The sequence below is a fragment of the Bacteroidota bacterium genome, assembly GCA_038746285.1.
Taxonomy (GTDB): domain Bacteria; phylum Bacteroidota; class Rhodothermia; order Rhodothermales; family JANQRZ01; genus JANQRZ01.
This window is the reverse complement of the sequence record JBCDKT010000017.1, coordinates 1-18938: the sequence shown is the minus strand read 5'-3', so window position 1 is coordinate 18938 and position 18938 is coordinate 1. Positions and strand designations below refer to the sequence as shown.

General features: G+C 67.1%; 17 protein-coding genes. 11 read left to right on the top strand and 6 right to left on the bottom strand.

Features of this window, described 5'->3' with window-relative positions; all coding sequences use genetic code 11:
- Positions 1–108: 108 nt before the first annotated feature.
- From tsf to rplM, 4 genes are all read right to left on the bottom strand, one after another.
- Positions 109–873, bottom strand: a complete 765-nt coding sequence (gene tsf, locus AAGI91_07410; GenBank protein ID MEM1042443.1) for a translation elongation factor Ts — start codon at positions 871–873, stop codon at positions 109–111.
- 95 nt (positions 874–968) lie between these two features.
- The gene (rpsB, locus tag AAGI91_07405) at positions 969–1796 is read right to left on the bottom strand and encodes a 30S ribosomal protein S2 (GenBank protein ID MEM1042442.1); all 828 of its coding nucleotides are present in this window, start codon (positions 1794–1796) and stop codon (positions 969–971) included.
- 195 nt (positions 1797–1991) lie between these two features.
- Complete coding sequence (gene rpsI, locus AAGI91_07400) at positions 1992–2384, bottom strand: 30S ribosomal protein S9 (protein ID MEM1042441.1); 393 nt, start codon at positions 2382–2384, stop codon at positions 1992–1994.
- A 78-nt stretch (positions 2385–2462) separates the two neighbouring features.
- Positions 2463–2906 carry a 50S ribosomal protein L13 gene (rplM, locus tag AAGI91_07395; GenBank protein ID MEM1042440.1) on the bottom strand — a complete coding sequence of 148 codons (444 nt, stop codon included), beginning with the start codon at positions 2904–2906 and terminating at the stop codon, positions 2463–2465.
- A gap of 321 nt (positions 2907–3227) precedes the next feature.
- Between rplM and AAGI91_07390 the strand changes: the two genes are divergently transcribed.
- Positions 3228–3866, top strand: a complete 639-nt coding sequence (locus AAGI91_07390; GenBank protein ID MEM1042439.1) for a sigma-70 family RNA polymerase sigma factor — start codon at positions 3228–3230, stop codon at positions 3864–3866.
- 124 nt (positions 3867–3990) lie between these two features.
- A complete protein-coding gene (locus tag AAGI91_07385; GenBank protein ID MEM1042438.1) occupies positions 3991–4995 on the top strand; it encodes a hypothetical protein in 1005 nt (334 codons plus the stop codon).
- 75 nt (positions 4996–5070) lie between these two features.
- Here AAGI91_07385 and dnaN read toward each other — a convergent pair whose 3' ends face one another.
- Together dnaN and dnaA are read right to left on the bottom strand one after the other, a co-directional pair.
- A complete protein-coding gene (gene dnaN, locus AAGI91_07380; GenBank protein MEM1042437.1) occupies positions 5071–6213 on the bottom strand; it encodes a DNA polymerase III subunit beta in 1143 nt (380 codons plus the stop codon).
- A 118-nt stretch (positions 6214–6331) separates the two neighbouring features.
- The gene (gene dnaA / locus AAGI91_07375) at positions 6332–7915 is read right to left on the bottom strand and encodes a chromosomal replication initiator protein DnaA (GenBank protein ID MEM1042436.1); all 1584 of its coding nucleotides are present in this window, start codon (positions 7913–7915) and stop codon (positions 6332–6334) included.
- Positions 7916–8610: 695 nt separating this feature from the next.
- Here dnaA and AAGI91_07370 point away from each other — a divergent pair.
- The 9 genes from AAGI91_07370 to AAGI91_07330 all read left to right on the top strand — a co-directional run.
- Positions 8611–9117 carry a DUF177 domain-containing protein gene (locus AAGI91_07370; GenBank protein MEM1042435.1) on the top strand — a complete coding sequence of 169 codons (507 nt, stop codon included), beginning with the start codon at positions 8611–8613 and terminating at the stop codon, positions 9115–9117.
- A gap of 32 nt (positions 9118–9149) precedes the next feature.
- Complete coding sequence (rpmF, locus tag AAGI91_07365; GenBank protein ID MEM1042434.1) at positions 9150–9338, top strand: 50S ribosomal protein L32; 189 nt, start codon at positions 9150–9152, stop codon at positions 9336–9338.
- Positions 9339–9572: 234 nt separating this feature from the next.
- Entirely contained in the window at positions 9573–10571 is a 999-nt protein-coding gene (gene plsX / locus AAGI91_07360; protein ID MEM1042433.1) for a phosphate acyltransferase PlsX, read from the top strand.
- Between the two features lie 125 nt (positions 10572–10696).
- Positions 10697–11728 (top strand): beta-ketoacyl-ACP synthase III, encoded by a 1032-nt coding sequence (locus AAGI91_07355; GenBank protein MEM1042432.1) that lies wholly within the window; start codon positions 10697–10699, stop codon positions 11726–11728.
- An 87-nt stretch (positions 11729–11815) separates the two neighbouring features.
- Positions 11816–12757 (top strand): ACP S-malonyltransferase, encoded by a 942-nt coding sequence (fabD, locus tag AAGI91_07350; protein ID MEM1042431.1) that lies wholly within the window; start codon positions 11816–11818, stop codon positions 12755–12757.
- Between the two features lie 108 nt (positions 12758–12865).
- Complete coding sequence (fabG, locus tag AAGI91_07345) at positions 12866–13615, top strand: 3-oxoacyl-[acyl-carrier-protein] reductase (GenBank protein ID MEM1042430.1); 750 nt, start codon at positions 12866–12868, stop codon at positions 13613–13615.
- Positions 13612–14121 carry a hypothetical protein gene (locus AAGI91_07340; GenBank protein MEM1042429.1) on the top strand — a complete coding sequence of 170 codons (510 nt, stop codon included), beginning with the start codon at positions 13612–13614 and terminating at the stop codon, positions 14119–14121. Before fabG ends, AAGI91_07340 begins: the two co-directional genes overlap by 4 nt.
- Before the next feature lie 137 nt (positions 14122–14258).
- Complete coding sequence (locus AAGI91_07335) at positions 14259–15812, top strand: AbgT family transporter (GenBank protein MEM1042428.1); 1554 nt, start codon at positions 14259–14261, stop codon at positions 15810–15812.
- A 156-nt stretch (positions 15813–15968) separates the two neighbouring features.
- On the top strand, positions 15969–18938 hold a 2970-nt coding region (locus AAGI91_07330), incomplete at its 3' end, for a metallophosphoesterase (GenBank protein MEM1042427.1).

The window sequence follows — 18938 nt, the reverse complement described above, 5'->3', positions numbered from 1 at the left end:
AAACTACGGTGCGCCGCCGTCTCGCGCAATCCACGCCGGCGTGTGGACAGGCGTAGGGGCAGGTTTCAAACCCGCCCCTGCGGAGTCGTTCAATGTTCGAGGTCCGACCTAGCTGCCGAGGCCGTAGCGCACGTAGCGTACGACGTCGGTGCCGCCCTTCGCGAGCATCTCCTTGACCGTCATCGAGGAGTCCTTGACGAAGGGCTGGTCCACGAGGACGTTGTCCTTGTAGAACCGCTCCAGCTTGCCGGTGGCGATCCGGTCGAGGATGTGGTCCGGCTTGCCCTCGTTGCGCGCCGTCTCGCGGCCGATCTCGAGCTCCTTCTGCTTGACCTCCTCCGGCACCTCGTCGCGGTTGGCGGCCACCGGGTTCATCGCGGCGACCTGCATCGCCACGTCGCGCCCGGCGTCAGCGACACCGTTCGCGCCCTGCATCTCGACGAGCACGCCGAGCTTGGCCCCGGGGTGGATGTAGGTCACGATCTGGTTGCCTGCCCCGGCGTCGACGACCTCGAAGCGGCGGACCTCGATCTTCTCGCCGATCTTGCCGGTCATGTCGATGAGCGACTCGCCGACGGTGCGCCCGCCCTCGAAGTCGAGCGCCTTGAGCGCGTCGAGGCCGGCGGGGCGCTCGCGGAGGATGAGGGCCGTGATGCGCTCGGCGTAGCCGACGAAGTCGTCGTTGCGGGCGACGAAGTCGGTCTCGGAGTTGACCTCGGCGAGGACGCCGACGGTCGCGTCGTCGCTCGTGGCGGTCGTGATGACGCCCTCGAAGTCGCCGTTGGCTTCGGCGAGGGCCTTCTTGCAATCCATCATGCCGACGCCGGTGGAGTCGCGGAGGCGCTTGACGTCTTTGGCGGAAATCGTGCTCATCGGTTCGGTTGTCGTTCGGTGTCGTGGTCAGATATAGCGTGGGAGACGGTCTCGGAAAGGGCGACCACGAGGGGCGCCCCTACACGCCGGCGGGGTCAGCCGTCGGCGCTGGCTTCGGCCTCCGCGTCGGCCATCGTGACGACCTCCTCGGCGGCTTCGGCCTCGGCCTGCGCTTTGGCAGCAGCGGCGTCTTGCTGGCGCTTCTCCTGCTCGGCCTTCCGGGCCTCGCGCTCCATCTCACCGGCGCGCGCGGCCTCGGCCACGGCTTCGGCGACCGCGTGGGTGACGACTTGGATCGACTTCATGGCGTCGTCGTTGGCCGGGATGCCGTAGTCGACGTGGTCAGGGTCGCAGTTGGTGTCGAGGAGTGCGAAGACGGGGATGTCGAGCTTGCGGGCCTCCTGGACGGCGATGTGCTCGCGGTTGGTGTCGACGACGAAGAGCGCGTTCGGGAGCCGGTTCATGTCGGCGATGCCGCCGAGGGTCTTCTCGAGCTTCTCGCGCTCGCGGCTCCGCATGAGGCGCTCCTTCTTCTTGAGCTGCGCCGCCGTGCCGTCCTGCTCCTCCTTGACGAGCTGCTCCATGCGGCGGATCGAGCGGCGGATCGTCTGGAAGTTGGTCAGCATCCCGCCGAGCCAGCGCTCGGTGACGTAGGGCATCCCGCAGCGCTCGGCCTCGGTGCGGACGATCTCCTGCGCCTGCTTCTTGGTGCCGACGAAGAGCACCTTGCGGCCCTTGCCCGCGATCCGGCCGATCGCGCCGGCGGCCTCGTCGAGCATCGCCTGGCTCTGCTTGAGGTCGATGATGTGGATGCCGTTGCGCTCCATGAAGATGTACGGGGCCATCTTCGGATTCCAGCGGCTGGTGAGGTGGCCAAAGTGGGAGCCTGCGCGGAGCAGGTCTTCGACGGATACGCGTGCCATGAGAGTAGGTAGGGTTTGGTTAGGTCCACCACCGCCGTCGTCTGCGGGCCAGCGATCCCGGGGAGCACGGCTCCGGCCGGAACACCCGCTGCCGCATCGGGCGGTGTGAGGGATAGTGCCGAATTGCGAGTGACGAATGTCGAGCTGGAGGCAAGCACCCACTCGACATTCGACACTCGTAACTCGACGTTCGAGCTAGCGCTTCGAGAACTGGAACCGCTTGCGCGCCTTCGGCTGGCCGTACTTCTTGCGCTCGACCATGCGTGGGTCGCGCGTCATGAAGCCGGCGTCGCGGAGCGGCTTGCGCAGCTCCTCGTTGTAGGCGACGAGGGCCCGGGCGATGCCGAGCTGCGTGGCCTCGGCCTGGCCGGTGAGGCCGCCGCCTTTGGCATTGACGAGCACGTCGAACTGCCCGGCCGTCTCGGTCACGACGAACGGCGCGCGGAGGGCGCGCTGCCGGGCCTCGGTCGGGAGGTAGGCTTCGAGCGGCTTCTTGTTGATGACGATGTTGCCGCTGCCGGGGCGGAGGTAGACGCGCGCCACGGCGGTCTTGCGGCGGCCGATGGCCTGGTACTGGGTTACTGCCATGGGGTTGGCTATTAGCTGTTGGCTGTTAGCTCGTAGCCTCTGACCGCTAACAGCCAAAAGCCAAAAGCTAACAGCGTCCTAGAATTCGAGCGGCTGCGGCTCCTGGGCCTCGTGTGGGTGCTCTGGGCCAGCATAGACCTTGAGCTTCTTGCCCATCGCCCGGCCGAGCGGGTTCTTGGGGAGCATGCCCTTGACCGCGTTCTCGATGATGAATGTCGGCTTCTTGGCGCGCATCTCCTTCGGCGTGGCGGTCTTGACGCCGCCGGGGTAGCCGCTGTGGCTGAAGTACTCCTTTTTGGTCTCCTTCTGCCCGGTGAAGCGGGCCTTCTCCGCGTTGACGACCACGACGAAGTCGCCGGTGTCGACGTGTGGGGTGTAGGAGGGCTTGTGCTTGCCGCGCAGCACGGCCGCGACGCGAGCCGCGAGCCGGCCGACGACCTGGTTCTCGGCGTCGACGACGTGCCAGTGGCGCTCGACATCGGCCGGGCGGGCGCTGGCGGTCTTGAAGCTGTTGTGGTCCATACCTGGAAAAGCAGAAACGTGAAGCCGCGCCGAAGGACGCACCGACGACGCGACGGGAGCAGGGTAAACTAGGGCCTACGTCTATTCCGAGAAAGCCAATTTAGAAAGAAGGCGGCCGGCAGAGAACAGAAAGGAGGCGAGAGGTGCAGGAGGCCGGTGATGGCTCCTCGGCACCTTTTCCCCCACCCGGCAGGTCGGCCTCTGTTCCGCCTTGGCAAATCCTTTCTTATCTTCTTCTGCATCCTGCTGCCAGAATACGCGGGCTCAGCTTATCCTCTGGCACCCGGCGGTCCCTTTCCCCCTCGCTCTCTCCAGCGGCCTATGACGCTCAAGGCTACGATGCGCTCGCTGGACGAGGTAGCGGCCCGCCTTCCGTTTCACGTCGACGACCTAGACCAGGCCAACGAGGCGTTCGTCCGGTGGCACGCCGGCGGCAGCGCCGACGACCTCGAAGTGGTCGAACTGTGGACCTACTGCTACACCCGGCGCTACTTCGTCGCCAAGTTTCTGCGCGACAGCGCCTACGGCCCGACGGACCTCGACCAGCTCATCGGCAAGGCGTTCACGAAAGCGCGGATGAACCTCGACCGGGTGCAGCAACCCGAGCGCTTCGCGAGCTGGGTCAGCGTGATCTGCCGCAACGTGTTCGTCAACTTCCTGCGGCGCTACCGGGAGCAGACCTCGTTCGACGAGACGCGCACGCCGGCCCCGCCCCGCCCGGAGACGTTCGAGAACGACCGCCTGGCGACGCGGCGCGCGGCCGAGCACGCGGTCGAGCGCCTGCCGCCGTCCTTGCGCGAAATCGCCCGGATGAAGTTTCTGGAGGACCGCTCGTACGACGAGATCAGCGAGGCGACGGGGCGTCCGCTGGCCTCGCTCCGCGCCTTCGCCCACAAAGCCGTCGTCCGCCTGCGGTCCGACCCGGAGCTCGTCGCGCTCCTTCAAGAAATCCGCATTTGACCGAGGAGGTTATGCGGAGCCCTGCTTCGTTGTCTTACGGCACGTAGAGAGTCTCGAAACCGTACCCGCCGAACCGCACTCGCCGAACGCACAGTCTCGGACACGCGTCTCCTGTCCACCGCACATGGGATCCATCGAACAGGCCTTGCTCAACTACGACGACCTCCCGGCTTCGGAGCGGGACGCGGTCGACGCCTACCTCGCCGAGCATCCCGAGGCCGAGCTCATCCGGGCCGAGGGCCGCGCCGTCCGGGCGCTCCTCGACGACGCGGCGCGCGCCGGGGCCGAGGTGCCCGATGCCGAGTCGATGGCCCGCTACCTGGCCTCGCAGTACGCAGCCGGCAACCACCCGCTCCCGCCCGACCTCGCCGCCCTCGGCAACCGGATCGAGGACGCGTTCGACGAGCACCCGGAGCTGGAGCGCCGCTACGCGATGATGCAGGACCGGCTCAAGACGCTCACCCAGGGCGCGGAGTCGCCCGCGGCCCAGTTCAAGCGGCTCACCAGCCTCCCGCTCGACCCCGACGGCTCATCGGGGATTGGGTTCACGCCCTACACGCCGACGGCGGTGCCGAAGCGCGAGCCTGCGCGGTCGTGGCGCACGTCGGTCACGGACCGGCCGGCCGTGCCGCTGCGGCGGCGCGTCTCGCTGCCGCGGCTCGCGCTCGCGGCCTCGCTCGCCCTCGCGCTCCTCTACGGCGGCCTCTTCTTCGCCAGCGGGTCGAGCCTGTCTTCCTACGAGCGCCTCGCGGGATTAGACGAGGTGGCTGACGAGTTTCAGGGGCTCCGGCTCCGGGGGGCCGATGGCGACATGGACCCTGTAGCCGACCGCTACGCCGAAGCCCTCGACGCGCTCCACGACGCCCGCTCCACCACGCTCGGCCTCTTCCCGAGCTACGCCCCCGACGGGCTGCGCGAGGCGACAGCGCTCCTCGAACAAGCTGCGTCGCTGGGCGCGCCGGACGGCCCCATCGCGCTGGAAGCCCGGTTCGTGATCGGCAAGATCAGGCTCTACCAGGGCGACGAAGCCGCCGCCCGCCAGGCGTTCCAGACGGTCGTGGACGAGCGAGGACCGAGCGCCCCCGATGCCCAGCGCCTCCTCGATGCGTTGGCTGCATCGGTCCTGTAGCGGGCCGGAGGTCTTGCAGATAGACGGGCCACCCACCGCATGGTGAGTGGCCCGCAGAGGTGCGGCGCTCCAGGCCTACGCGTAGGTGTTCAGCATCACCGGCATGATGAGCATCAGCATGTCTTCGCCTTCGGGCTGCTCGGCGGGGAGGACCACGCCGGCGCGGTTGGGCGACGAGAACTCGAACACCACGTCGTCGGCGCTGACGTTCGAGAGGACTTCGATGAGGTAGACCGAGTTGAAGCCGATCTCCAGCCCCGGCCCGTCGTACTCGCCGAGCACGGTCTCCTTCGCCTCGCTGGCGCGCTCGATGTCCTCGGCAGAGATGGTGAGCGTGTTGGGTTCGAGCCTGAGGCGGATCTGGTGCGTCATCGAGGACGAGTAGAGCGCGACGCGCCGCACGGCGGCCAGGAGCGCGGCGCTGCTGACGGTCAGCCGCTTGTCATTCTCGACCGGGATGACGGCCTCGTAGTTGGGGTACGGCTCGTCGATCATCCGGCCCATCACCTGCGTCGAGCCGAAGTCGAACCCGACGTAGCCCGAGCCGACGCGGATCGTGCAGGGCTCGTCGGTGGCGACGCGGCCGGTGAGGTTGAGGGCTTTCTCGGGGACCACGAAGTCGAGCGGCTCCTCGGCTGTGACGGCGTCCAGGACGAGCTTGACGAGGCGGTGCCCGTCGGTGGCAACGACCCGGCTGTGCTCGGGGCGGACCTGGAAGTAGATTCCCATCATCGCCGGGCGGAGGGCGTCTTTGGAGACCGCGAATGAGGTCTTCGAGATGGCGCGCTTGACGAGGCCGCCGTCGGTCTCGATCTCGCGGGCGTCCTCGAGCGCCGGCAGCGCCGGATAGTCGGCCCCGTCGAAGCCGACCATCTTGTACCGGCCCTGGTCGGTCGTCAGCTCGACCTGGAACTCGGCGTCCGAGGTGAAAGTGACCGGGAGGTCGGGGAGCGCGCGGAGCGTGTCCAAGAGGCGCTTAGCCGGGACCGCGATGCGCTCGGTGCCCTCGGCCCCGTTGGTCCCGAACTGCACGGCGAGGTGCTGCACGATCGAGACCTCGAGGTCGGTCGCCGCGAGGCGGAGCATGCCGCCGGCGTCGCCTTCCTCTTTCTCGAATAGGACGCACTCGAGGATCGGGAGCGTGCTCTTGCTCGGGACAGCCCCGCTGACGGCGGTGAGCGCTTTCTGGAGGTCGGTGCTGGAGACGGTGAATTTCATGGCGGGACTCGGAAGGATAGGGGGCCGGTAAGTATCGGAAACGAAAGCAACGGATGCAAGCTCGGAGGACAGAAGACGGAAGACAGGCTCTCTGTCCTCTGTATCACCGTCTTCCGTCTCACCGGGTATGGAGTTCGAGCTTGCGGCGGATCTCGTCGATGATCTCGCGGAACTTGACCTCGGTCTCGATCTGGTTCTCGATGCTCTGGATCGCGTGGATGACGGTCGAGTGGTCGCGCCCGCCGAAGTGGAGGCCGATGGTCTTGAGCGAGTGCTTGGTGAACTGCTTGGCGAAGTACATCGCCACCTGGCGCGCCTGGACGACCTCGCGCTTGCGGGTGCGCGCCCGGACAAGGTCCTCGGGAATCGAGAAGTACTCGCAGACGATCTGCTGGATCTGCTCGACGCCGAGCGAGACGTGGGTCTCCTTGATGATGTCGCGCAGCATCTCGCGTGCCAGCTCCAGGTCGATCTCGCGGCTGTGGAGCGTCGAGTGCGCGAGGAGCCGGATGAGCGAGCCTTCGAGTTCGCGGATGTTGCTCTTGACGTTGTGCGCGATGAACTCGATCACCTCGCCGTCGACCTCGATCCCGTCGTCCTCGGCCTTGCGGTTGAGGATCGCGATGCGGGTCTCGAGCTCCGGCGGCTTCATGTCGGCCGAGAGGCCCCACTGGAAGCGCGAGAGCAGCCGCTCCTCGATGCCGTCGATGTCCTTCGGCGGTCGGTCGGCGGAGAGGATGATCTGCTTGCCGGACTGGTGGAGGGCGTTGAAGATGTGAAAGAACTCCTCCTGCGTCTTCTCCTTGCCGCCGAAGAACTGCACGTCGTCCACGATCAGGAGGTCGATCTGGCGGTAGAAGAGCGAGAAGTCCGAGGCGCGGTTGTTCTGGATGGCCTGGACGAACTGGGTCGTGAAGCGCTCGGACGAGACGTAGAGCACGGCCTCGCTCTTGTGGTGCTGCCGGACGAAGTTGCCCACGGCCTGGATCAGGTGCGTCTTGCCGAGCCCGACGCCGCCGTAGATCAGGAACGGGTTGAACGCCGTCGCGCCGGGCTGCTGGGCGATGGCCCACGAGGCGCTCCGGGCGAGGCGGTTGCAGTCGCCCTCGATGAAGCGCTCGAAGGTGTAGCTCGCGTTGAGCTGGCTGTCTACCTTGACCTTCTGGATGCCAGGGATCGCAAACGGGTTGGCGATCGGCGGCGGCGAGGCGGCCGGGGACTGCCCCTGCGGGGGCCGGCGGGTCGTCCGGGGCCGCCCGCCAGGCTGCTCGCGCGGTGCCGACGGCGGCGGGACCTCGCCACCGCTGGACTGGCCCGGCGGTCCGGCCAGCGGCTCGGCCGCAGGCGGCGGGTGCGCTGGCAGGTGCATCGACGCGCCGGGCGGGCCGTCCGCGTCGTCCTTCTCGATCACGATGTCGTAGAAGAGCCGCCCGCTCGGGCCGAGCACCTTCGTGACCGTCTTGCGGAGCAGGCCGAAGTAGTGCTCCTCGAGCCACTCGTAGTAGAACCGGCTCGGAAGCTGGATCGTCAGCTTGGTCAGGCCGTCCTCCACCTCAAGGCTTACGGCGGTAAGCGGTTCGAACCACGTCTTGAAGCTCTGCCGGTTGATGTTGTCCCCGATGATGGCGAGGCAGGCGTTCCAGACCGCTTCGGGGGGGCTATCGGTATCGACGTGGCGGGAAGGCTCGGAGGCGTCGTTCATCCGGTAAACAGAGCGCTTCAGGCGTGGGAGTGAGGGAGGGAGGGCGTCGTCAGATGTGCAGCAGCGACGGGGCCGAAAGCGCGTGCATCGGGAGGCCACTCGGGGCTACCGAAAATAGGAGCCGCAGTGGAAGCGGTGCAAGGTCTTCGCCGCGCGTCGCAGGAGTTATTCACATGGGTATCAGATTGGGAATCGAGATCAGGGCCACGCCGTGCGCCCTCTCCGAGAGTGTTGGGTTTTGCTCACATCTTATCCACAGCACGATCAAGGGTCGTAAGGCATTACACGCAAAGCGCTTACTCTGAGAATATATTCTTTGCACACAGACGCACCGCGCCGCGCCACCCTCCCGGCGCGCTGGACCCGAAGCGGCTTTTCACCCCTTTTCACTTGTCAACAAGTTGTTCACACGCGCAAGGGACAGAGGACAGTCCCGTCGCCCTGCCAGCGCGCACGACGCTCGGGGCAGGGCTCGCCCCCGGTCCGGGGTTGCGCCGCCCGCCTCTTCCTGATCGGCCTTCCCACCGGGTCGTGCCCTGCCGCGTTCGCTCGCCCTAGGGTAGTACGGATCCGGCCATCTTGTCAAGGGAGCGCGCGACCAAATCCGAAGGTTTCTTGGAGAGTCGTGGAGGCTTGCCGCTGAGCCTGGACTGTGCGTACCTTTTTCGTTCTGCAATCCTCTCATTTTCGATCTGATGCTCGGCGTCGACATCACAGCGCTCCCGCCCGGTCTGCACCAGCAGACCCACGCGCCGGTCCCCGACGATCTCGGGCTCGACGCCGGGACGTTCGGCGACATCGTGGTGGAGGTCACCCTCGACCACGGGGAGGACCGTGACCTCGTCGCGTTCACGGCGCGCGCCACGGCGACGCTCGAGTGCGACCGCACGCTCAAGCCCTTTCGGCAGCGGGTCGAGGGGAGCTACGCCGTCCTCTTCGTCCTGCCCGAGCGGCTGGACCAGTACGCGTCGGACGACGACAGCAGCGACGACGTCCGGCCGCTTCCCGACCCCGGACAGCCGCTCGACTTGACGGAGCCGGTCCGCGACACTCTTCTGCTGTCGCTCCCGACGCGACGCGTCGCGCCGGGTGCCGAGGACGAAGACCTCCCCGTCCAATTCGGCGCGCTCACCGACGAGGACGGCAACCCTATCGACCCGCGCTGGGACGCGCTCCGCGCCCTCCGCGACTCTACCAACTGACCTCGGCCCCCGGCCGACTTCTGAGACCGATCATGGCTAACCCGAAACGCAAGCACTCCAAGGCCCGCACCCGCAAGCGCCGCTCCCAGTACAAGGTCCGCTCCACACCCAGGGTGCACGAGTGCCAGAACTGCGGCAACACGAAGATGTACCACCGCGCCTGCCCGACGTGCGGTCAGTACCGGGGCCGCACCGTCGTCGAGCGCCCGGACTACGCCTGAACGCTGGAGGATAGAAGATGGAGGAGGGAGAATGGCCCGCCCTCCTCCCTCCTCCGAACTCTCCGCACGCTCTGCGTGATGCTTCCGTAAGCATCGGCGCGGGGCGTGCGCTCGGTTTGGGGGACCTCCGTATCTTTGCCGTCTGCGCCGGGACACGTTCGGCGCGTCTCCTCTCCCGGCGCGGGGTGCAGCGTGCAGCCCGCCCGGTCTTCGGCAACTCAACCTCTCGATCCGATGGCTGTTCGCGTGGCAGTGGACGCGATGGGCGGCGACGATGCGCCCGGCGTCGTAGTGCAAGGCGCTGTCGAGGCGCTGCAGAAGGCCGAGGGCGCGCTCCAGGTGGTGCTCGTCGGGCCGGAGGCGACGGTCCGCGCCGAACTCGGCGAGCACGATACCAGCGGCCTCGCCCTGGACGTGCTCGACGCGCCCGAGGTGATCGCGATGGCCGAGCCGCCGGCGGCGGCGGTCAAGAACAAGACGCGCTCGTCGATCCACGCCGGCCTCGGCGCGCACAAGCAGGGCGACGTGGACGCCTTCGCCTCGGCGGGCAACACAGGGGCCGTCATGGCGGCCTCGCTCGTCCTCCTCGGCCGGCTGCCGGGCGTGCTGCGCCCCACGCTCCCCGGCATCTTCCCAACCGTCGAGGGCTTTGCGATTATCGTCGACGTGGGCGCGAACGTGGACTCCAAGCCGGAGCATCTCGCGCAGTTTGCGCGGATGGGCCAGGTCTACGTCGAGCGCGCCTTCCGACGCGAGCGCCCGACGGTCGGCCTCCTCAACGTCGGCGAGGAGCCGAGCAAGGGCAACGAAGCCTCGAAAGCGGCCTACGCGCTCCTCAGCGAACTCGGCGGGCTCCACTTCGTCGGCAACGTCGAGGGGCGCGACGTGATGCACCACGCGGCCGACGTCGTGGTCTGCGACGGGTTCGTCGGCAACATCGTCCTCAAGCTCGGCGAGAGCCTGGCGACGGCCCTGCCCCAGCTCATCCGCGCCGAGGTCCAGCGGCAAGGCCTCGGCCCCGAGGCCGTCGGCGCGATCCGAACGGTGTTCGGGAACGTCACGCGGCCCTTCAGCTACGAGGAGTACGGCGGGACGCCGCTGCTCGGCGTGACCGGCACGAGCGTCATCGGACACGGCGGCTCCTCCGCCAAGGCCATCGCCCAGATGATCCACCGCGCCGCCGAGATCGCGCGCGAAGACGTCCACGGCGCGATTGCAGAAGCACTGGCTTAGTCCCCGCCACCCATGCCCCTTACGCTGCTGAGCCTGCCGCTGCGTTGGGCGTGGAGGGCCGGGAGAGCATAGCCTCTTTCCACCTCCTCTCCATTCCCCTCCACGCCCTCTCACCCCGACCCGCCATGCCCCGCGCCGCCATTACCGCCGTCGGTCACTTTCTCCCCGAGACCAAGCTGACCAACGCTGACCTCGAGAAGATGGTCGACACGAGCGACGAGTGGATCCGCACGCGGACCGGCATCCGCGAGCGCCGCATCCTGCGCGAGCCCGGCAAGGCGACCGCCTACATGTGCGCCCACGCGGCCCGGGAGATCCTCGACCAGCGCGGGATCGACCCGCAGGAGATCGACCTGATCATCGTCGCGACCGTCACGCCGGACATGCTGTTCCCCGCGACGGCCTGCCTCGTCCAGCACGAGATCGGAGCCCACCGCGCGTGGGGCTACGACCTCTCGGCGGCGTGCTGCGGGTTCCTCTTCGCGCTCTCGGCCGGGACTCAGTTCATCGAAAGCGGGACGTACAGAAAAGTGCTCGTGATCGGGTCCGACATGATGAGTTCGATCATGGACTACACCGACCGGACGACCTGCATCATCTTCGGCGATGGGGCCGGGGCCGTCCTGCTCGAACCCAGTGAGGAGCACGGCCTCCTCGACTTCGTACATCACGCCGACGGCTCTGGGGCGGAACACCTGCGCATGGACGGCGGCGGGAGCCTGCACCCGGCCACGCACGAGACCGTCGACAAGCGGATGCACTACCTCCTTCAGGAGGGACGGCAGGTGTTCAAGTTCGCCGTCAAGGGTATGGCGGGCGTCTCGGCCGAGGTGATGGAGCGCAACCGGCTCTCGGGCGAGGACATCAAATACCTCGTCCCGCACCAGGCCAACCTCCGCATCATCGACGCGACCGCGAACCGGATGGGCATCGGGCGCGACCAGGTGATGATCAACATCGACCGCTACGGCAACACCACCTCGGGCACGATCCCACTCTGCCTCTACGACTGGGAAGCCGAGCTCCGGCCCGGCGACAACGTCGTCCTTGCGGCCTTCGGCGGCGGGTTCACCTGGGGCGCGACGTACCTGACCTGGGCCTACGACGGCAGCCAGGTCCCCGGCGCGCGCGACCGGCAGCAGAAAACGCTTGATTAGCAGGGGAGGAGTGGAGGGGGTGAAGAGCGGAAGCCTCTGACCCTCGCCGCCTATCTTCCGCTCTTCCATTCCTCCGCTCCTCCGCTCATGAATGCCTTCCTCTTCCCCGGCCAGGGCTCTCAGTTCGTCGGCATGGCGGCCGACCTCTACGAGCAGTTCCCCGAGGCCCGCGACGTGATCGACGAGGCCGACCGGAACCTCGACCTCCCGCTCAAAATCCGCATGTTCGGCGACGGCGACGACCCGGAGACCGAAAAGGCCGCGCTGACGCAGACCGACGTCACGCAGCCCGCGCTCTACGTCCACAGCCTCGCCGCCTTCGCGGTGCTCCAGTCGAAAGGCCACGCGCCCGACATGGCGGCCGGGCACAGCCTCGGCGAGTACAGCGCGCTCGCCGCCGCCGGCGCGCTGAGCTTCGAGCAGGGCCTCCGCCTCGTCCGGCTGCGCGGGCAGCTCATGGCCCGGGCGGGCGACGAGCGGCCCGGCGCGATGTCGGCCGTCTTGGGCCTCGACGCCGACGTGCTCGAGCTGATCTGCCAGCAAGCCACCGACGAGAGCGAAGGCGTCGTGCAGTGCGCCAACTTCAACGCACCGGGGCAGATCGTCGTCTCAGGGGACCGGGACGCCGTGGCCCAGGCGAGTGAGGCTGCGAGCGCGGCCGGGGCGAAGCGCGTCCTCCCGCTCCCGGTCAGCGGGGCGTTCCACTCGCCGCTGATGGCCTACGCCGTGGACGGCCTCAGCGACGCGCTCGAAGCAGCGACCATCAACGCGCCGCAGTGCCCAGTCTACCTCAACGTCACCGCCCACCCCTCGACCGACCCAGATGAGATCCGCCGCCGCCTGCTCGACCAGCTCACCGCGCCCGTCCGCTGGGCGCAGACGCTCGAAGCGATGCACGCCGACGGCGCGACGCGCTTCGTCGAGGTCGGCGCGGGCACCGTGCTCTCCGGCCTCGCCAAGCGCACGCTCGGCCGCAAGGTCGAGACCGCCACGGCGGGCACCGCTGGGGAGTTGGAGGATGGGGAATAGAGGATCGAAGATGGCGAAGCGTACGAACCTGAAGGCCATCCTCTATCCTCAACCTTCCATCTTCATTCCGCCCGAAGCGCCGACTCTGAATCCAACCCTACCACTTAAATGAACCTCGATCTCACGGACAAGACGGTCCTCGTCACTGGCGGCACGCGCGGGATTGGCCGCGCGATCGTCGAAGCCTGCGCCGAGGCAGGGGCGAAGGTAGCCTTCACCTACCGCTCCTCGTCTGAGACCGCCGACGCCCTCAAGGCCGATCTCGAAGGCAGGGGCACTGAGGCCCTCGCCCTCCAGAGTGACGCCGCTGACTTCGACGCGGCACAGGCGGCCGTCGACCACGTCACCGGGCAGTGGGGGTCGATTGACGTGCTCGTCAACAACGCAGGCGTGACGCGGGACAACCTGCTGATCCGCATGGGCGAGGACGACTGGGACGCCGTGATCGGGGTCAACCTCAAGAGCGTCTTCAACGCGTGCAAAGCGGCTTACCGCCCGATGATGAAGCAGCGCGCCGGGAGCATCATCAACATCTCGTCGGTGGTCGGGGTGATGGGGAACGCGGGACAGGCGAACTACGCCGCGAGCAAAGCCGGGATCATCGGCTTCACCAAGAGCCTCGCCAAAGAGCTCGGCGCGCGCGGCGTGCGGGCGAATGTGGTGGCCCCCGGCTACGTCGAGACCGACATGACGGGTGCCCTCGGCGACGCGGCGAAGGAGGCGATGCTAGGTGGCATCCCGCTCAAGCGCCCCGCCTCGCCCGAGGACATCGCCCACGCTGCCCTCTTCCTCGCCTCCGACGCGTCCAGCTACATCACCGGCCACGTTCTCCATGTGGACGGCGGACTGGCGATGTGAGACGGCTGACCTCCGTACTCGCGCTCGTCCTGCTCACGGCCCCCGCGGCGGCGCAGGACGGAAGCGCGTTCGCCAAGCGGACGTTCATGCTAGCTGCCGGTGCTGGTGCGAGTGTCTGGACCGTCTCTGTAGCATCTGAGGCCAACGACGGTGCCGTGGTGCTGTTCGCCCCGCTTGCCTCAGCGTTGGGCGTCTACGGCATGGGCCGGATTCTTGGGGCAGAGGGCGACTTTCGGGGAACGATGGTTGGCGCTGGCCTTGGAGCCCTCCCCGGCGCAGTGCTCATCACAGTAGGTGCCGTTCGGCTCAGCGGTTCCGACTGCAGCGACGGGTTCCTGTGCGGCGGCGACGACTTTGCGCTGGTGATCTTCGGCGCGTTGCTCTACCTCGGCGTGCCGCCCATCGGAGCCCTCGTCGGGTTCGGCTCCGTCGAACCGGTGATGAGCCGGGCGAACCTTGGCCTCGGGGTCCAGGCTCCCACGGTCGGGCTGCGCCTGAGTTTCTGACCTCGGTCGGTAGCGCTATATCTCTGGTGGACGGCGGACGCAGAGATCGGCAAAGGGCACGGGACGAATAGGCTTTCCTGCAAGGGTCAGGTGTGCCTATGTTTGGCGCGCCTCCGTCCACCTAGCCCGCGCCCCGCATGGAGCCGAAAATCGCTGAACCTCGCCCCGGCCTCGTCAACCGCCTGCTCGGCAGCATCGAGCGCATCGGCAACAAGCTGCCGGACCCGGCGATGCTGTTCCTGATCTCGCTCTTCATCGTCTGGGGCCTGTCCGCGCTCCTCGCGCCCGTCGAGTTTGCCGACCTCGACCCGCGCTCGGGCGAGCCGATCCGGGTGATCAACCTGCTGACCGGGACGGCGCTCGCGTCGTTCCTGTCGAACATGGTGACCATCTTCACGAGCTTCGCGCCGCTCGGCGTGGTGCTCGTCGCGATGCTCGGCGTCGGCGTGGCGGACGAGGCGGGGTACTTCAACACGAGCATCAAGCTCCTCCTCGGCAAGACCTCGACGGCGCTCCTGACGCCGGTCGTGATCCTCGTCGGGCTGATCAGCCACAGCGCGGTCGACGCCGGGTACGTGCTCGTGATTCCGCTCGGGGGGATCATCTTCTACGCGGCGGGGCGGCACCCGCTGGCCGGGATCGCGGCGGCGTTCGCCGGCGTCTCGGGCGGCTTCAGCGCCAACCCCGTGCCCTCGGCGCTCGACCCGCTGCTTCAGGGGTTCACGCAGCCCGCGGCGCAGCTCATCGACCCGGACATCCTCGTCAACCCGCTCAACAACTACTTCTTCACCTCGGCCTCGAGCGTCCTCATCATCCTGCTCGGCTGGTTCATCACCGACCGCATCATCGAGCCGCGCCTGAACGCGGCGACGCCGGTCGACTCCGACGCCGAGGAGCAGCCCGACATGGGGTACATCGACCCGCGCGAGAAGAAGGCGTTCTGGTGGGGCACGGGTGTGCTCGTCCTCGGGCTCGTTGTCCTCACGCTCACGCTCCTCCCGGCCGACTCGCCGTTCCGCGACGCGAGCGGCTCGCTCAACTCGTTCTCGGCCCCGATCATGCAGTCCATCGTGCCGCTGATCTTCCTGCTGTTCCTGATACCGGGCGTGGTCTACGGCATCGTGGCGGGCGTCTTCAAGACCTCGAAGGACATCGTGGACGCGATGACGAAGGCGATGCAAGGGATGGGGTACTACGTCGTGATGGCGTTCTTCTGCGCGCTCTTCGTCCACGCCTTCGGGGCGTCGAACATCGGGGCGCTCCTCGCGGTCAAGGGGGCGGCCGGGCTGCAGGCGCTCTCGCTCCCCGGCGGCGTGACGGTCGTCGGCATCATCTTCCTGACGGCGTTCGTGAACCTCTTCGTCGGCTCGGCGAGCGCGAAGTGGGCCCTCCTCGCGCCGATCTTCGTGCCGGTCCTGATGCAGGTCGGGATCTCGCCGGACCTGACGCAGGCGGCCTACCGCGTCGGCGACTCGTCGTCGAACATCATCACGCCGCTGATGCCGTACTTCCCGCTCGTGGTGGTCTACTGCCAGCGCTACGTCAAGAGCACCGGCATCGGGACGCTGACCTCGCTGATGATCCCGTACGCGGCGGCGTTCCTCGTGGCGTGGTCGGCATTCCTGCTGCTCTACTGGACCGTCGGCATCCCGCTCGGACTCAGCGCGTCGTACACGTACCCGGCTCCCTGACCGCCGACGGCACGTCTACTAACAGCACCGACCTTCGGACATGGGGTGTGCGTGTCTACCCACTACAGCCTTGACCGATAGGAAGGGTTGCGGAAGCAGGGATGACGCATAGTTTCTCGCCCTCTAACTCGCGCAGAACCTTTCCTAGATATACGCATGGCAGCCAATTTCTTTTCGTGGCTTCACCTCACCGATCTCCACTATGGCTTAAATGGGCAGGGGTGTCTCTGGCCCACCCTGCGAGAACCCCTTCTAAAGAGTCTGGATAAGCTGCACGAGAAGAGCGGGCCTTGGGATGCCGTGCTCTTCACCGGCGACCTTGTTCAGTCGGGTGAGGCTGGGCAGTTTGGGGCGATGCAAGCAGATGTGCTAGAGCCTTTGTGGGAGAAGCTCCGTGAGTTGGGATCGGGCGAGGCAGTCCTCTTGGCAGTGCCGGGCAACCACGACCTTCAGCGCCCTACCCCCGGTTCAGGAGCCGTGGACATGCTGCTGCTCCCCACGGGCTTCTCCCACATCGCCGAGACTTTCTGGACAGTCTCCGAGTCCGACTACCGAGCCGTGATCGACGAGGCGTTTGCAGCCTATACCACGTGGTGGGCAGACGCTCCGCACCGACCGGACGGGCTGAGAGAGGGGATGCTGGCGGGTGACTTTGCCGTCACGCTAGAGCGCGGCTACCGACGCATCGGTATCGTCGGCCTGAACACGACGTTCCTCCAACTTGCGGAAGGGGACTACAAAAAACGGCTCGTCTGGCACCCCCAGCAGCTTGCGGCTTTGTTCGACGACGGCGTAGATCGCTGGGTGAACGACCATGACGCCTGCCTCTTGCTCACTCACCAGGGTCCGGACTGGCTGACGGATGAAGCTCGGGAGCGAGGAAGCACAGAGATCACTCCGTCCAACCGGTTCGCGGTTCACCTCTTCGGCCACCAGCACGAGACGGAGGCCAAATACGTCCGCTACCCAGGGGACACCGGGGCCGTCTGGCAATGCCAGGGGTGCTCCGTCTTCGGCATGGAAAAGAGCGGGGAGCCGCCGACAGTGGCCCGGACGCACGGCTACGCCACCGGGCGAATAGCCTTCCGAAACGACGCGGCGACGCTGCGCCTGTGGCCGCTCACCGCAACGGGCAAGCCGAACGGATGGCGCTTCAAGCCGGATCACGACAACTTGGAGCTTCAAGAGGATGGCGGCACGTCGCCTGAGCCGGTCGCTGCTCGTCCACGAGCGCTCCCACCCGAGGCTGCCAAGACAGAAGCCCCGGAGCCCAACGAACCGCCCATCGAGCCCCGACCACCCTCCGACAATCCTCTTCCGGCCGATGCCGTGCGGCTGTATGGACGAGACGAACTGCTGGACGAAACCGAGGCCCTGCTTGAAAGGGTCTCCTTTCTCATCCTATACGGCCTTCGCGGCAACGGGAAGTCCGAGATCATCCGCGAGTTGGCGCGCCGAGCCGGCCGGACGCCCCTCCACTTCTTCGCCGATGAAGACACCACGCGCGAAACGCTCTACCGGCACATCGCCCACAACCTAGGCGACCTATCTGAGAACAAACATCCTCCCGCGGGGAGCCCAGATGAGATCGCCGCTGAGATCGCGCAGCGCTTTCCCAACCCAGAACCGGCCTGGGTCTGGATCGACAGCGGCCACAAACTCCTCGGGACGGACGGGTTCCGCGATCCAGAGGTCCGCGCCCTCCTCCTCGGGCTGCAGCAGGCACTTGGTGACCGGTGGACATGGATCTTCGAGCTGCGCGAGCGCCCGCCCGAGCGCCTCCTCGTCGGGCAGTCCGAAGAGCGCGAGGTCCCAGGACTCGACAGCGCTAGCCTCTTCGAATGCCTCGCCGATGCGGCTCCGCCCGGGCAGGCAGAGGCGTGGCAGTACACGAAGACCGATCGCCGAGCCATATACCAGTGGCTCGGCGGCGGGCAGGGGGACCAAGCTCATCCCCACGCCACCCAGCTTCTCATCGAGGTAGCGCGAGGGCGCAACGAGTCCCCGCTGCAGGTGCTACAGCGGCATCGCCACCAGCTTGAGGAGCGGATGGAAGGGCTGCTCCTCAATGACCTCTACGACAACGTCCTAAAAGCGCCTGCGCGACATATGCTCGACGCCCTCGCGCTCTACCGTAAAGGTATCCCGCACGACCACATCGACACGCTCGAACGCCACCTCGGCGTACAGGGTTGGGAAGGTCTGGACCGACGGTGCCTCCTCGCGCTCTCCGCCGACCACCAGAGGTATTTCCTCCACGGCTTCGTTGCCGCTTGGGTCCGCTCCCGCAAGCACGGGTACGCCGACGACGGGGAGCAGGACGCGCTCGCCTTCCGAGAAGACGCTGCCGGCGAGACTAAGCGCCGCGCCCGGAATATGCACGGCGCCATCGCGAGTTGCTTCCTGAAGCAGCTCGGCCAGAAGCCCCGCACCACGAGCCTCAACATTGACCGTGCCCTCGAAGCGTTTCACCACCTCGTGGCAGCGGGGGACGCTCACCGTGTGAAAGGGATCGCCGTCTCCCTCTTAGGAGCCAACTTGGAATGGGCGCGAAAGCGCATGGAAGCCTTCTACAAGCAGCTTTTCGAAAGCAGAGCGCCCATTCACGAGCAGGCAGCAGCGCTCGAATACCGAGCCCTATTGGAACCAGAGAGCCACATGGTCCAGCGCTTCCTCGGAGAGGCCTACCGCAAGTTGGAAGGCGACAAGAGTGACAAAGCTTTGGCGTGCTTCGAAAAGGCATGCGACATGCGGCGCGACTTCCCACCCTACTGGGCTAACTTAGGGAATGCCTTACTTGCACTTGGACATGAAGGCGCGCGAGCTTTTCTCGAACGCCTAGAGGCTGTTGAGAAGGGGCAGCCCGAGGCCGTCGATGCTCACGTGCGCGCGATCCAGGCTCGGAGCCTAGAACTCGTAGGCCGGGGCGCCGAGGCGTCGGCGCTGCGGATGGCCGAGATCGAGCGCGGCAGCCGGGACCCCGCCCTCTACAGCGACGAGGCGAAGGCCCTGCTCGACGCGGGCGACGCCGAGGGCGCGCTCGGCGTGCTCGACCTCGCCGAGGCCAACGGTGCTACTAATTCCTACACCACGGCCATCCGCGCCTCAGTGCTCGCGGCTCTCGGC